The sequence below is a fragment of the Conexibacter sp. JCM 18997 genome, from assembly GCF_055391915.1.
Genome location: NZ_AP043885.1, coordinates 1,517,069 through 1,530,169 on the forward strand (window position 1 = coordinate 1,517,069; position 13,101 = coordinate 1,530,169).

Consider the following 13,101-nt stretch of genomic DNA (forward strand, 5'->3'; position numbering starts at 1 on the left):
AGCGTGTGGTTCAGGCGCCCATGCCGCTGAGGCGCTGGGCGAGGTCCTCGTGCGGGGTCGGCCGCGCGACGAACCGGCCCCGCGCCGGGTCGGTGGCGATCGGGCGCTTGCGCGCCGTGACGGTCAGGTCGCTCCCGCACGCCGGACAGGTCGCGGTGCTCAGCGACCAGGGGTTCAGCGCTCGCGCGTTGAAAGCGCGACCGCAGGATGAGCAGGCGAGCATGAGCCAGACCGTATGTGCTTGTGCCGAATCATGCAAGCCCTCGGCGTCGGGCAACGGACGTACCGGTCTAGCCGGTCAGCCGCCGAGTGCCTCGCGCAACTCCGCGACCTGGGCCCGCAGCTCGGTGATCTCGCGCTCGAGCCGGTCGATCCGCTCGACGTGGTCCTGCCCGACGGGCACGCCGGCGCCGTGCAGCGGCTCGGCCGGCGCGACCGGCGCCGGCGCGAAGACCAGCGGGGCCTCGCCTTCCTCGCCGGCGTCCCCGAGCAGCTGCAGGTAGCGCTCCTCCTTCTGGCCCGGCCGGCGCTCCAGCCGCGCGACGAACCCGCGGCCGATCAGCCGGTCCAGCGCCTCGATCACCGCGGCGGTGGAGCCGTACTCGTGCAGGCGGGCGACGCGCTGGTTGAGCTCACCGGGGGTCTGCGGTCCGCGCAGCATCAGCACGGCCAGCAGGCACAGCTCGCCGTCGTCGACGCCCAGCGCCTCGTCGAGCAGATGGCGGTACTTGGCCGCTCGCGCCGCCCCGGCCAGCCGCGTCCAGCGGCGGTGATAGAGCCGCTGGAGCGCGTCGCGGATCGCCCCCTCGTCCAGGGCCATGACCGGATCGCGGTTGGTCGACTGGTTGGCGGCCAGGCGCAGCGCGTTGAGGCTCAGCGGGTAGGCGTCGGGCGTCGTGTGCTGCTTCTCGATCAGGCAGCCGAGCACCCGCAGCTCGATCGGATCGGGCTCCATCAGTCCCCCGCCACGGGGACGGACGGCAGCCCGTCGATGCTCGTGGCGTTCTTCTTCGCGCGGTAGTCGTCCAGCGCGGCCGCACCGCCGGTGCGCAGCTGCTTGTCGGTCCAAGCCGGCATGTGCGGGCGCCCGCCCTCGTAGGCCATCAGCGGGACCGTATAGCCGCAGGACTTCGACACCCGCTCCACGTCGACCCGGATGATCGCCCGCAGCGAGACGCGCGGCAGCGGCTGCTCGGGGAAGCGCGCCAGCAGGTCCTCCAGCCGCGGGTCGCCGTCGCGGATCACCTCGCCGGTGCCGTGCAGGCGGATGATCTGCGGCGGCCCGTCGAACGCGCACCACATGACGACGATGCGGCCGTTCTCGCGCAGGTGCGCCGTCGTCTCGGCGCCGCTGCCGGTGTAGTCGAGGTAGGCCACCTCGTGCGGGCCGAGGACCTGGATCGTGCTGCCCGGGCCCTTGGGCGAGAGGTTCACGTGCCCGTCGACGGCCAGCGGCGCGCTGCCCACGAAGAACATCGGCTGCCGCGCGATCCAAGCGGCGATGTGCTCGTTGATGTCGTCCAGGACCTGCATCGCCCGGCGAAATCTACCGGGGCCGCAGGTGATGGACGTGCACGGCGTGCCCGGCGGGATCGGGGGTCGAGCGGATCTCGAAGCGCTCGGCCGCCCGCTCGAGGAACTCGGCCGCGGGCGCGCGCCCCGGGTCGGCGATCCACGCCTCGCCGCGCTCGCCGGTCAGCCGGGGCAGCAGCTCCAGCAGCGGCGCGACGTTGCGCGCCTCGTAGAGCAGGTCGGAGCCGATCACCAGATCCCAGGGCGCCCGGGCCGTGATCACCTGCGGATCGGTCCAGGACTCGACCGCCGTCTCGATCTCGACGTCGTTGTGGGCCGCGTTGCGCTCGGCGTAGGCGATCGCGTCGGCCGCCCAGTCGGTGGCCAGCACGCGCCCGCCGCTCTGCGCCGCCACGATCGAGGGCAGCGCCAGGCCGCAGCCCAGCTCGACGACGCGCGCGCCGTGCAACGCCCGGGCGCCCACGGCACGGGCCAGGGCCAGGGCGCTGGGCCACAGCTCCGCCCAGTAGGGCAGGAACTCGTCAACCGCGAAGGCCTCCTCCGACAGCATCGACTCGGCGTCGCGCGGGCGCAGCACCAGCACCTGACGGCCGTCGAGGGCGACCACCTCCTCGATCGGGTCGACCTCGCTCACGAACGTCGCCGGCCGACCTGCCGGCCCCGCAGGTGGCGCACGGCCTTCTGCGCTGTCTCCGGCCGCAGCTCGGCGAAGGTGAAGCGGCGGCCCTGGCGGTCGTGCACCCGCAGCGTCGCGGTCCGCCGCCGCGGCCACGACGGGCGCTGGTCGACGCGGGCGATCTGCTCGAAGCGCAGCGAGCGGACACGGTCACCGATCGCGTCCTCGTTGAGCCACAGCAGCCGCCGGTCGGTGATGGCCAGGCGGGCCTGCGGGCTGGCCCACGTGGACGTCGGCATGACCAGCACGACGTCCTCGCCCTCGTGCAGCGAGCGCGCCAGCTCGCCGCCCAGCGCCCGGCGCGTCGACGCGTCCAGCCAGTGCGCCGCGACCGGGGCGCGGCGGGCCGGCCCGCGCGGCGGGGAGGTGCTGCCCGTCGGGGCGCGCTGGCGCTCGGGGTTGGCCAGCGCCGCGCGGGCCGCGTCGTAGGCGGCGTTGATGCGGGCCATCTGCTCGGCCGCCTCCGGGCCGTCGCGCCGGTCGGGGTGCCACTCCTTGGCGGCAGCGCGATAGGCCGCCGTCAGCTCGTCGGAGCTGGCGTCGGCGGTCAGGCCCAGCAGCGCGAACGGGTCGTCCACGTCCCGCATTGTGGCGGGAGGGATCGCGCATGAACCGGTCCAGGCCCGAGCATGCCCTGGGCATGCCTCGATTCCACCCCATCGCGGCGGTCGCTCTCCCCTGCCTGCTCGTCGCCGCCGGCGCGGCCGCGCCCGCGCACGCCGCCCGCTTCCAGCCACGCGTGTCCGCATCGGTGACCGACCACCACGTCCGCAAGGGCAGCCATCCCGGGCTGGCCGTGACGATCCGCCAGAAGCGCGGGGAAGCGGCGCTGTCGAGCGTCTCGGTCCTGCTGCCCCGGGAGCTGCGGCCCAGCATCGACACGCTCAAGCGCACCTGCTCGTTGGCCGCCGTGACCGCCGGCCAGTGCACCAAGGCCTCGGTGCTGGGCTCCGCGGTGGCCGTCTCCAGCACGCTGAAGGCACCCCTCCGCGGGCCGATCGTGCTGGCCGAGCCGCTCACCCCGCCCGAGGGTGACGTCGGCATCGGGCTGCCCGACCTGTCCGTCGCGCTCCGCGGCGGCGGGGTGTCGCTGACGCTGCGCGGCCAGCAGCGCCTGGGCTCCACCGGACGCCTGCGCACGCTCTTCCGCGACCTGCCCCCGGTGCCGGTGCAGCGCTTCACGCTGCGCTTCGCCTCGCTGCGCGAGGGTCCGCTGGAGGCGGCGCTGGGGCTGTGCGGCCGGCGCCTGCAGCGCCTCGACGTGCGGTTGACCTCCGCCGACGGGCGCCACGTGCGCCGCACGCCGCGGCTGCGGGTCCCCTGCGGCTAACGGCGCGGCGCGGCGGGCTCGTCGCGGGCCAGATCGCGCAGGTTGCGCAGCGCGCGGGCGGTCAGCAGCACGACCATCACCCCCGCCGCGGCGGCGCCGACCAGGTCCAGCGGCGTCAGCCCCAGCCCGAACAGGTCGAAGGCCAGCCCGCCCCAGATGGCCAGCGCGGTGTTCAGCGCGATGATGATCAGGCGCATCTCGGTCGGGCCCAGCAGGCCGTAGCCGATCGAGAAGCGCCCCAGCGCGTAGCTCTCCAGGTAGACGTTGATCGACAGGATCAGGTAGGCCACGACGATCACCGCGCCGACCGACAGCAGCATGTAGGGCGACAGCCCGAGGCCCAGGCCGATCAGCGCGGTGGAGATCGCGTCGACCAGGTGATCGAGGTAGTAGCCGTAGCGCGGGCGCTGGATCCCGCGCACCCGGGCCAGCGTCCCGTCCAGGCTGTCGCCCAGCCAGTGCACGACGAGCAGCGCGCTGGCCACCCACAGCCACACCGTCGACTGGTTGGAGAGCAGGTAGGCCGCGCAGATGGCGATCGCCGACAGGACGCCCAGCGCGGTCAGGTCGTCGGGCAGCACCCAGCGCGGCAGCCGCGCGGCGATCCACCGCAGCGTGCGCTTCTCGACCTTGGCGAGCAGGAAGTTCGGCTCGCGCTCGGCCTCGACCGCCTTGGTGTCGGTCACCGGTCAGCGCGCGGCGATGCCGTCCACCAGCGTCGTCATCAGCAGGCGCGCGGCGTCGCGCTCGCGGACCTCGCCGTCGATCAACTGGATCGTCAGCGCCTGCAGCAGCGCGCCCAGGGCACCAGCGCCCCAGCGGGCCGAGAGGTCCTTGCGGAAGGCGCCCTCGCGCTGTCCGCGCTGGATGATCGCGGTGAGCGGAGCGCCCACCTCCTCGGCGCGGCGACGCAGCTCCGCGTCGTGCGGGGCGACCGAGCGGACGAGCCGGTAGCGGTCGGCCACCTTCAGCAGCGCCTCGACCGCCCGACCCAGCGCGGCCTCGGCGCTGCCCTGACTCGGTTCGCTGCCCATGACGGCGTCGCGCGCGTCCTGCAGCGCGCGGTCCAGGATCGCTCGCACGAGGTGTTCTCGGCTGGCGAAATGGCGGTACACGGTGGCGCGGCCCACGCCGGCGGCGGCAGCGACACGTTCCATGCTCGCGTCCGGCTCCGCTGCGAGCAGCACGATGGCTGCGTCGATGATGGCGCGTACGTTGCGCTCCGCGTCCGCCCGGAGGTGACCAGTGGGCGTCATGCCCGGCGACACTACCCGGCTAGCCTGCCGTTACGCCAATGGCTACCCGCGCTGACATCAGAAACGTTGCGATCGTCGCTCACGTCGATCACGGAAAGACCACCCTCGTCGACGCCATGTTGTGGCAGTCCGGCGCCTTCCGCCAGGGTCAGGACGTGAACGAACGCGTCATGGACTCCATGGACCTGGAGCGTGAGAAGGGCATCACGATCCTGGCCAAGAACACGGCGGTCCGCTACGAGGGCGTGAAGCTGAACATCATCGACACGCCCGGACACGCCGATTTCGGCGGTGAGGTCGAGCGTGGGCTGTTCATGGTCGACGGCGTCCTGCTGCTCGTCGACGCCTCCGAGGGCCCCCTGCCGCAGACCCGCTTCGTGCTGCGCAAGGCGCTGGAGGCCCGCCTTCCCGTGGTGCTCGTGGTCAACAAGATCGACCGCCCGGACGCGCGGATCGCCGAGGTCGTCCACGAGGTCGAGGAGCTGTTCCTGGACCTCGACGCCGACGAGGACCAGATCGACTTCCCGGTCGTCTACACGAACGGCAAAGCTGGCACCGCAACGCTCGACATGGACGTGCCCGGCACCGATCTCAAGCCGCTGATGGACCTGCTCGTGGAGACGGTCCCGGCGCCGGAGTACGAGGAAGGGCACCCGCTGCAGGCGCTGGTCACCAACCTCGACGCCTCGCCCTACGTCGGCCGCCTGGCCATCTGCCGCATCCACCAGGGCGTCCTGCGCCGCGGCCAGAACGTGGCCTGGTGTCGGGCCGACGGCACGATCGAGTCCGGCAAGGTGACCGAGCTGTACGTCACCGACGCGCTCGATCGCGTCTCCACCGACGAGGCCTCGGCGGGCGAGATCGCCGCGATCGCCGGCTTCGAGGAGATCACCATCGGCGAGACCATCGCCGACCCCGACGACCCGCGCCCGCTGCCCGTCATCTCCGTCGACGAGCCGTCGCTGAGCGTGACGATCGGCATCAACACGTCACCGCTGGCCGGTCGCGACGGCACCAAGCTGACCGCCCGCCTGCTGCAGAACCGCCTGGCCGCCGAGCTGGTCGGCAACGTCGCCCTGCGCGTCAACACCACGGAGCGCCCCGACACCTGGGAGGTCCAGGGCCGCGGCGAGCTGCAGCTGGCGATCCTCGTCGAGGTGCTGCGCCGCGAGGGCTTCGAGCTGACCGTCGGCCAGCCGCAGGTCGTCGTGCGCGAGATCGACGGCAAGCGCCACGAGCCCGTCGAGCGGCTGACCGTCGACGTCCCCGACGACTACGTCGGCGTCGTCACCCAGCTGCTGGCCCTGCGCAAGGGCCGCATGGAGCAGATGATCAACCACGGCACGGGCTGGGTCCGCATGGACTACATCGTCCCCGCCCGCGGGCTGATCGGCTTCCGCACCGAGTTCCTCACCGAGACGCGCGGCACGGGCATCCTGCACCACGTCTTCGACCGCTGGGAGCCCTGGTTCGGCGAGCTGCGCACCCGGCCCACCGGCTCGCTGGTCGCCGACCGCACCGGATCGGTCACCGGCAACGCGTGCTTCCTGATGCAGGAGCGCGGCTCGCTGTTCGTCGAGCCCGGCGAGGAGGTCTACGAGGGCATGGTCGTGGGCGAGAACAGCCGCTCCGACGACCTCGACGTCAACGCGGTGCGCGAGAAGAAGCTCAACAACATCCGCTCCTCGACGGCCGACGAGCTGGTCCGGCTGGTGCCCAAGAAGACGCTCTCGCTCGACCAGGCGCTGGAGTTCCTGCGCGAGGACGAGTGCGTCGAGGTGACCCCCCATCACGTGCGGTTGCGCAAGACCGTGCTCGACGCCACGCAGCGCCAGAAGGCGGCGCGGCAGCGCGCCAAGTCCTGAATCGAATCGGCCGGTAATCCGCCGGTTTGGTCACTAGGCTGGCGCCCCCTATGCGCCGCCTGCTGATCGCCACCCTGCTGGTCCTGTTCGCGGCGCCGGCCGCCGTCGGCGCCCAGGCGACGACGACGACCGGCGCGGCCACCTCGACGAACTGCCCGCAGTTCCAGGTGCTGCACGACGACAAGATCGGCGCGCTGTCGCTGCCGGCGGGCTACTACACGATCAACATCTCGACGCCGTCGACGCTCACCTGCGCGCAGGCCTCCGACCTGTTCCGCGAGTTCCTGCTGGACTTCGACGGGCGCCTGAGCGGCGGCTGGGCGGTGAGCGCGTCGACGTCGGGCTTCCGGCGCTCGACGCCCAACCAGGCCTTCACCGTGTCGCGCACCGGCGCGAGCGTGCCCTCGGGCACCTCGACCGTGACGACGCCGAGCGGCGGCATCTGCCCCGCGACCTTCCAGCTCACGCACGACGACCACGTCGGCGCCCTGCAGATCCCGACCGGGAAGTACATCATCACGCTGACCGGCATCGGCCGCATGACCTGCGACCAAGCCGCGTCGAACCTGGCCAAGTTCCTGCAGGACTACGACGGCGATCCGCCGTCGCCGTGGTTCATCGACGACGAGACCGGCACGTTCCTCAACGGGACGATCAACGACGGGTTCACGCTCGAGCCGCTGGTCGGCAACCCGCCCGGCAAGCTGACCTTCAAGCTGCCCGGCGACGGCACGCCGTGCCCCGGTGTGTTCAGCGTCCAGCACGACGACGTGATCGGCAAGCTTCAGGTGGACAAGGGCCCGTACATCTTCGTGCCGCTGGCCAACTCCGGCCTCAGCTGTCAGCGCGTCGTCGACCTGATCCGCGAGTTCCTGGCGATCCCCGACGCCTCGCTGCCCTCGCCGTGGGTGGTCGACACGACCACCGGCACGCTGCGCAAGGGCAAGCGCTCGAAGGTCGGCTTCCGCATCAAGCCCGCGTCCTGAGCCGCCGGCCCGACGGCCAGCAGCTCGCCGACGAGCGCCATCAGCTCCTGATGGGCGCGGTGGTCGATGCGCCCCAGCGAGCGCACGGCGAGCACGCCGGGCGCGTCGGAGCCCAGGTGCGCAGCCAGCGCGGGGGGACGGCGTCGACCCCAACGCGAGCGGCCGCGGTGGACCGAGGCGAAGGCCAGGCAGCGCGCCGCGCGGGCCCGCTCGACCTCGACGGTCGACGCAGAGCCGACGACCGCGGCGGCCAGCCGGTAGAGGTCTTGGCGGCGCTCGCCGTCCACGCTGTCGTTGTAGGCGCGCAGCAGCCCACCGATCACCGGGTCCACACAGGCCGGGCGGTCGCTGAACGACTCGCCGGCGAGCATCGACGACAGCTCCATGACGCACACCCCCTGCGACGGGGAGCTGTGCTTGCCGCGGGAGAGACGGACGGTCTGGTGGTTGCACTCCATGGACATGGCGACCTCCTGGCGAACGCTGTCCTCCACGCCTACCCCTCAACCCGGTGGCAGTAGCGTTGCGGTTGTCATGAGCGACGACCCGATCCTCGACGCGGCGCACGCGCAGGTGATGGCCGTGGGCGTGCGCCGGGCCACGCTGACCGACATCGCCTCCCGCGCCGGTGTCAGCAGGATGACGGTGTACCGCCGTTACCCGGACGTGCGCACGGTCCTGCAGGCGCTGATGACCCGCGAGTTCGCCAAGCTCATCTCCCAGGCCGACCAGGAGGCGCAGTCGACCGGCGCCAACGGCCGCGAGCGCGTCGTCGAGACCGCCGTGCACGGCGCCGAGCTGCTGGCCTCCCATCCCCTGTTCGTTCGCCTGCTCGACGTCGATCCCGAGCTGCTGCTGCCCTACGTGACCGAGCGCGTCGGCGCGTTCCAGAAGCTGGTCATCGACGGGCTGGCCACGCGGCTGACCGAGGCGATGGCCGAGGGCAGCGTGCGCGAGGGCGACGCGCGCCGGCTGGCCGCGGCGATGGAGCTGGCCATGCGGGGCTACGTGCTGGCGGCGCACGCCGACGCGCCGGAGGACGAGCGCGCGCACCGCGAGGACCTGCGCACGATGCTCGACGCGTTCCTGCATCCATAGCCTTCCGCACGCCCCTCTGTTACATTTGGTCGCGAAATGTCACAGCGTCTCGCAGCCTCGTCCTCCCTCAACGCCGCCCGCCGGTCGGCTGAGCTCGAGCAGCTCGCCGACGGCGACACCGTCGACGTGCTCGTCGTCGGCGGCGGGATCACCGGCGCGGGCGTCGCGCTGGACGCCGTCTCCCGCGGCCTCAGCGTCGCGCTGATCGAGCGCGGCGACCTCGCACAGGGCACCAGCCGCTGGTCCTCCAAGCTCGTCCACGGCGGGCTGCGCTACATCGCCCAGGGCCACCCGGCGATCGCCTGGGAGTCGGCCCACGAGCGCGCGATCCTGCTGCGCACCGCGCCCCACCTGATCGGCTCGCTGCCCTTCCTCACCCTGCTGTCGTCCGACACGCCGGGCTGGGTGGCCTCCGGCACGATGGCCGGCCTGCGCGCCGGTGACGCCATGCGCCGGATGTCGGGCACCTCGCGGGACCGCCTGCCCAATGCGCGGCGCATCGACGCGCTCGAGGCGCGCCGCCTGGTCCCCGCGCTGCATCCCGCCGGCCTGCGCGGCGCGCTGATGAGCTGGGACGGTCAGCTGACCGACGACGCCGCGCTGGTCGTCGCCGTCGCCCGCAGCGCGGCCGCCCGGGGCGCTCGGATCCTCACCTACGTCTCCGCGCTCGCCCTCGACGGCGACGGCGCCGACGCGCGCGACGAGCGCACCGGCACCGAGCTGCGCATCCGCGCCCGCCACGTGGTCAACGCCACGGGCGTCTGGGCGGGGACGCTGTCGGACGCCGTCACGCTGCGCCCCAGCCGCGGTTCGCACCTGCTGGTGCCCGCCGCGCGCCTGGGCCACCCGCGCGCCGCCTTCAACGTCCCGCTGGAGGGCTCTCGCTCGCGCTTCGTGTTCGCGCTGCCGCGGCCCGACGACCTCGTGGTCATCGGCCTCACCGACGTGCCGGTGCTCGGCCCCGTCCCGGACGAGACGCACATCACGCCCGAGGAGGAGCGCGGGATGCTGCGCACCATCTCGCAGGCGCTCGAGCTGCCGCTCACCGAGGACGACGTGGTCGGCCGCTACTCGGGCATGCGCCCGCTGCTGCAGGCCGAGGGCGACGCCACGGCCGACCTGTCGCGTCGGCACGCGGTGATCGAGGATCCCGACACCCGCGTCCTGACGGTGGCCGGCGGCAAGCTCACGACCTACCGCAGGATGGCCCAGGACGCCGTCGACGCGCTGGCCGCGCGGCCGGGCGTGCAGGCCGGGCCGTGCGTCACCGCCCGGCTGCCGCTCGTCGGCGCGCAGCCCCGCGACACCGTGATGCCCGGCATCGCGCCCCGCCTGGCCAACCGCTACGGCGCCGAGGCCCCGATCGTCGTCGCCTACGCCGCCGACGACCCCGACCTGCTGGCGCCGCTGGCGCCCGACGTCCCCACCACCCCCGCCGAGCTGCGCTTCGCCGTGGAGCACGAGCTCGCCCTGACCGTCGACGACCTGCTCGACCGCCGCACCCGCATCGGCCTCGTGCCCGCCCGCCGGGCCGAGGTCGCGGATGCTGCGCGCGAGCTCATCGAGGAGCGCCTGCCCGCATGAACGCCGCCATCGATCCCCTTGCTCCGCGACTGCGCTGGTTCGGCTGGGGTCCGCCGTCGACCGTCGATCCCGAGCTGCCCGCCGAGGCGGCGCCGCTGCTGGAGCGCCTCGGCGCCGGCGCCCACACGCCGCCCGTGGCCCTGGAGGACGTGCGCCTGCCCGAGCCCCGCCTGGACGACCTGACGCCGCTGAGCGACGTCGTGGGCGCCGCGCACGTGCGCGCCGACCGCCTGTCGCGCGTCAGCCACGGCGCGGGGCGCAGCTACCTGGATCTGCTGGCGCTGCGCGCGGGCCACCTGCCGGGCGCGCCCGACGCGGTCGTCTACCCCGCGGACGCGGCCGAGGTCGCCGCGGTGATCGCCGTGTGCGCCGAGCAGGGCATCGAGGTCGTCCCCTTCGGCGGCGGCACGAGCGTCGTCGGCGGCGTGACGCCGTCGGCCCAGCGCACCCGCCCGCTGGTGTCGCTCGACCTGGCCCGCCTGGATCAGCTCGTGTCGGTCGATCCGGTCGCGCTCACCGCGGTCGTCCAGGCCGGGATGCTCGGCCCCGCGCTGGAGGCCGCGCTGGCCGAGCACGGCCTGACGCTGGGCCACCACCCCCAGTCGTTCGAGTTCAGCACCGTCGGCGGCTGGGTGGCCACGCGCAGCGCCGGCCAGGCCTCGACGGGCTACGGCGCCGTCGAGGAGCTCGTCACCGGGCTGCGCTGCGTCACGCCGGCCGGCGAGCTGGTCGCCCGTGACCTGCCCGCCACCGCCGCCGGTCCGGATCTGCGCGAGCTGCTGATCGGCTCCGAGGGCGCGTTCGGCGTGATCACCGAGGTCACGCTGCAGGTGCGCCCCACGCCGGCCGAGCGCCGCTACGAGGCGTGGACGTTCCCGACCTTCGCGGCGGGGCTGGAGGCGCTGCGGGCGCTGGAGCAGTCGCACGCGGCGCCGGACGTGGCCCGCCTGTCCGACGAGGCCGAGGTCGCGCTGAACCGCATGGTCGCCGCGCACACCGCGAAGATCGACGGCGACGGCGTGGCCGCGATCCTGGGCTGGGAGGGCGAGGCCGACGACGTGCGCGCTCGGGCCGAGCGCTCGAGCGCGATCGCCCGCGCCCACGGCGGCGCGCCGCAGCCGGGTGACGGTGGCGACGCCTGGGCTGCCGGCCGCTACGCCGCGCCGTACCTGCGCGACGTGCTGATGGACCGCGGCGTGCTGGTCGAGACGCTCGAGACCGCCGCGCCCTGGTCGCGGCTGGAGGAGCTGCACGGCGCCGTCGCCGACGCGCTGCGCGGCGCCCTCGGCGCGCAGACGCTGGTGCTCTGCCACGTCTCGCACCTGTACCCGAGCGGGTCCTCGCTGTACTTCACCGTCCTGACCGGCCAGCGCGCCGGGCACGAGGCCGAGCAGTGGCAGACCGCGAAGGCCGCGGCGCTGGACGCGATGCTGGCCCACGGCGCGACGATCACCCATCACCATGCGGTCGGCCGCGACCACGCGCGGTGGCTGTCCGACGAGGTCGGAGCGCTCGGCGTGGCCACGCTCCAGGCCGCCAAGGACCGCCTCGATCCGGCCGGCGTGATGAATCCCGGCGTGCTGGGTCTCCGCTAGCCACGCGATCCGCCGATAGCGTCCCAGCCGATGTCGCTCTGGCTGGGCATTCTCATCGTCGTCGCCGTCAACGCCGTGGCGGTCGTCGTCATGCTGCTCGTGCGCCGGCACGCGCCTGCCGGCGGCTACTACGAGGACATGCAGCAGGCGGGCTGGGTGTACTCGGTCGCCGGCACGTCGTTCGCGGTGATCCTGGCCTTCGTCTTCCTGCTGACCTTCCAGAGCTTCGACCGGGCCCGCACCAGCGCCTCGACCGAGGCCGACGCGGTCCTGTCGCTGTTCCACATCGCCGACGTGTTCCCCGACGAGCAGCGCCAGGCGCTCCAGGCCGGCCTCGTCTGCTACGGCCGCGCGGTCGTCAACATCGAGTGGAAGACGCTGGCCGACGACCAGCAGAGCAACGTCGTGCGCGACTGGGCGCTGCGGCTGGATCACGCGTTCACCGAGGGCAGCGGTGGCGGCGATGCCCGGGTCTCGGCCGCCTACAGCGCCTGGTACGACCAGACCGCCGCCCGCCAGGCCGGGCGCCAGGGCCGCATCGACGAGGCGGCGCCGTTCGTCCCCTCGCTCGTGTGGGTGTTCCTGCTGGCCGGCGGGGCGCTGGTGATCGCCTTCGTGTGGCTGTTCGCCGACTCCGCCGAACGGCGCTTCGCGCAGGCCGCGCTGCCCATCGGCGTGACCACCGTCGTCGTCGCCGGACTGGTCCTCGTGGCGTTCTTCGACGCCCCCTATCGGGACACGCCGGGAGCGGTTCTGCCCAGGTCGATGGAGCGGCAGCTGCCGATCATGACCGGGGACCTCGACACCGGCGCGCCGCTGCCCTGCGACGCCCAGGGCCGTCCGGTCACCTGACCGCTGCAAGACCGCCGTCCCACAGGAGCCGCCGAGCGTGCTTCACTTTCGCTCGTGAGCCACGAACAGGTCGAACAACCGGCGGTCAGCAAGGCCGACCGCAGGGAACGCAACCGCCGCATCGCCGCGCTCGTCGTCGGCGTGATCATCGTCGTCTTCGCGGTCGTCAACACCGACAAGGTGAAGGTCGACTGGATCGTGACGAGCACGAGCACGCCGCTGATCGTGGTGATCGTCGTCAGCTTCGTCCTCGGGCTGGCCGGCGGCTACCTGCTGCGCGGCCGTCGGGCCAAGGCGAAGGCGTCCGACTCCCACCGCTGAACCAT

15 protein-coding genes are annotated in these 13,101 nt (G+C 73.3%); 8 read left to right on the forward strand and 7 right to left on the reverse strand.

What is annotated here, in order from left to right; translation table 11 throughout:
• Nucleotides 1-10 precede the first annotated feature (10 nt).
• From ACZ5UI_RS07880 to ACZ5UI_RS07900, 5 genes are all read right to left on the reverse strand, one after another.
• Nucleotides 11-223 carry a hypothetical protein gene (locus ACZ5UI_RS07880; RefSeq protein ID WP_464195961.1) on the reverse strand — a complete coding sequence of 71 codons (213 nt, stop codon included), beginning with the start codon at nucleotides 221-223 and terminating at the stop codon, nucleotides 11-13.
• Nucleotides 224-298: 75 nt separating this feature from the next.
• Nucleotides 299-955: a YceH family protein gene (locus tag ACZ5UI_RS07885; RefSeq protein ID WP_464195963.1), complete on the reverse strand. Its 657-nt coding sequence runs from the start codon at nucleotides 953-955 to the stop codon at nucleotides 299-301.
• Nucleotides 955-1,533, reverse strand: coding sequence for a pyridoxamine 5'-phosphate oxidase family protein (locus tag ACZ5UI_RS07890; RefSeq protein WP_464195965.1), 579 nt, complete (start codon nucleotides 1,531-1,533; stop codon nucleotides 955-957). Before ACZ5UI_RS07890 ends, ACZ5UI_RS07885 begins: the two co-directional genes overlap by 1 nt.
• A 13-nt stretch (nucleotides 1,534-1,546) precedes the next feature.
• A complete protein-coding gene (locus ACZ5UI_RS07895; protein ID WP_464195967.1) occupies nucleotides 1,547-2,167 on the reverse strand; it encodes a class I SAM-dependent methyltransferase in 621 nt (206 codons plus the stop codon).
• Complete coding sequence (locus ACZ5UI_RS07900; protein ID WP_464195969.1) at nucleotides 2,164-2,787, reverse strand: J domain-containing protein; 624 nt, start codon at nucleotides 2,785-2,787, stop codon at nucleotides 2,164-2,166. Before ACZ5UI_RS07900 ends, ACZ5UI_RS07895 begins: the two co-directional genes overlap by 4 nt.
• Nucleotides 2,788-2,849: 62 nt before the next feature.
• Between ACZ5UI_RS07900 and ACZ5UI_RS07905 the strand changes: the two genes are divergently transcribed.
• On the forward strand, nucleotides 2,850-3,539 hold the full coding sequence (locus ACZ5UI_RS07905; protein ID WP_464195971.1) for a hypothetical protein: 690 nt from the start codon (nucleotides 2,850-2,852) through the stop codon (nucleotides 3,537-3,539).
• Here the strand turns inward: ACZ5UI_RS07905 and ACZ5UI_RS07910 are convergent.
• A complete protein-coding gene (locus tag ACZ5UI_RS07910; protein ID WP_464195973.1) occupies nucleotides 3,536-4,225 on the reverse strand; it encodes a CDP-alcohol phosphatidyltransferase family protein in 690 nt (229 codons plus the stop codon). The two genes, ACZ5UI_RS07905 and ACZ5UI_RS07910, sit on opposite strands and share 4 nt — an antisense overlap.
• Nucleotides 4,226-4,228: 3 nt before the next feature.
• Nucleotides 4,229-4,696, reverse strand: coding sequence for a TetR/AcrR family transcriptional regulator (locus tag ACZ5UI_RS07915; protein WP_464195975.1), 468 nt, complete (start codon nucleotides 4,694-4,696; stop codon nucleotides 4,229-4,231).
• A gap of 137 nt (nucleotides 4,697-4,833) precedes the next feature.
• Here ACZ5UI_RS07915 and typA point away from each other — a divergent pair, with 137 nt between their 5' ends.
• The 7 genes from typA to ACZ5UI_RS07950 all read left to right on the forward strand — a co-directional run bounded on the left by typA (nucleotide 4,834) and on the right by ACZ5UI_RS07950 (nucleotide 13,096).
• Nucleotides 4,834-6,660, forward strand: a complete 1,827-nt coding sequence (gene typA, locus ACZ5UI_RS07920; RefSeq protein WP_464195977.1) for a translational GTPase TypA — start codon at nucleotides 4,834-4,836, stop codon at nucleotides 6,658-6,660.
• A 50-nt stretch (nucleotides 6,661-6,710) separates the two neighbouring features.
• Entirely contained in the window at nucleotides 6,711-7,646 is a 936-nt protein-coding gene (locus ACZ5UI_RS07925) for a hypothetical protein (protein ID WP_464195979.1), read from the forward strand.
• Nucleotides 7,647-8,180: 534 nt separating this feature from the next.
• Nucleotides 8,181-8,744: a TetR/AcrR family transcriptional regulator gene (locus ACZ5UI_RS07930; protein ID WP_464195981.1), complete on the forward strand. Its 564-nt coding sequence runs from the start codon at nucleotides 8,181-8,183 to the stop codon at nucleotides 8,742-8,744.
• 36 nt (nucleotides 8,745-8,780) lie between these two features.
• Nucleotides 8,781-10,328 carry a glycerol-3-phosphate dehydrogenase/oxidase gene (locus tag ACZ5UI_RS07935; protein WP_464195983.1) on the forward strand — a complete coding sequence of 516 codons (1,548 nt, stop codon included), beginning with the start codon at nucleotides 8,781-8,783 and terminating at the stop codon, nucleotides 10,326-10,328.
• Nucleotides 10,325-11,923 carry an FAD-binding oxidoreductase gene (locus ACZ5UI_RS07940; RefSeq protein ID WP_464195985.1) on the forward strand — a complete coding sequence of 533 codons (1,599 nt, stop codon included), beginning with the start codon at nucleotides 10,325-10,327 and terminating at the stop codon, nucleotides 11,921-11,923. Before ACZ5UI_RS07935 ends, ACZ5UI_RS07940 begins: the two co-directional genes overlap by 4 nt.
• Before the next feature lie 30 nt (nucleotides 11,924-11,953).
• Nucleotides 11,954-12,775 (forward strand): bestrophin-like domain, encoded by an 822-nt coding sequence (locus ACZ5UI_RS07945; RefSeq protein WP_464195987.1) that lies wholly within the window; start codon nucleotides 11,954-11,956, stop codon nucleotides 12,773-12,775.
• Nucleotides 12,776-12,829: 54 nt separating this feature from the next.
• The gene (locus tag ACZ5UI_RS07950) at nucleotides 12,830-13,096 is read left to right on the forward strand and encodes a LapA family protein (protein ID WP_464195989.1); all 267 of its coding nucleotides are present in this window, start codon (nucleotides 12,830-12,832) and stop codon (nucleotides 13,094-13,096) included.
• Nucleotides 13,097-13,101 lie beyond the last annotated feature (5 nt).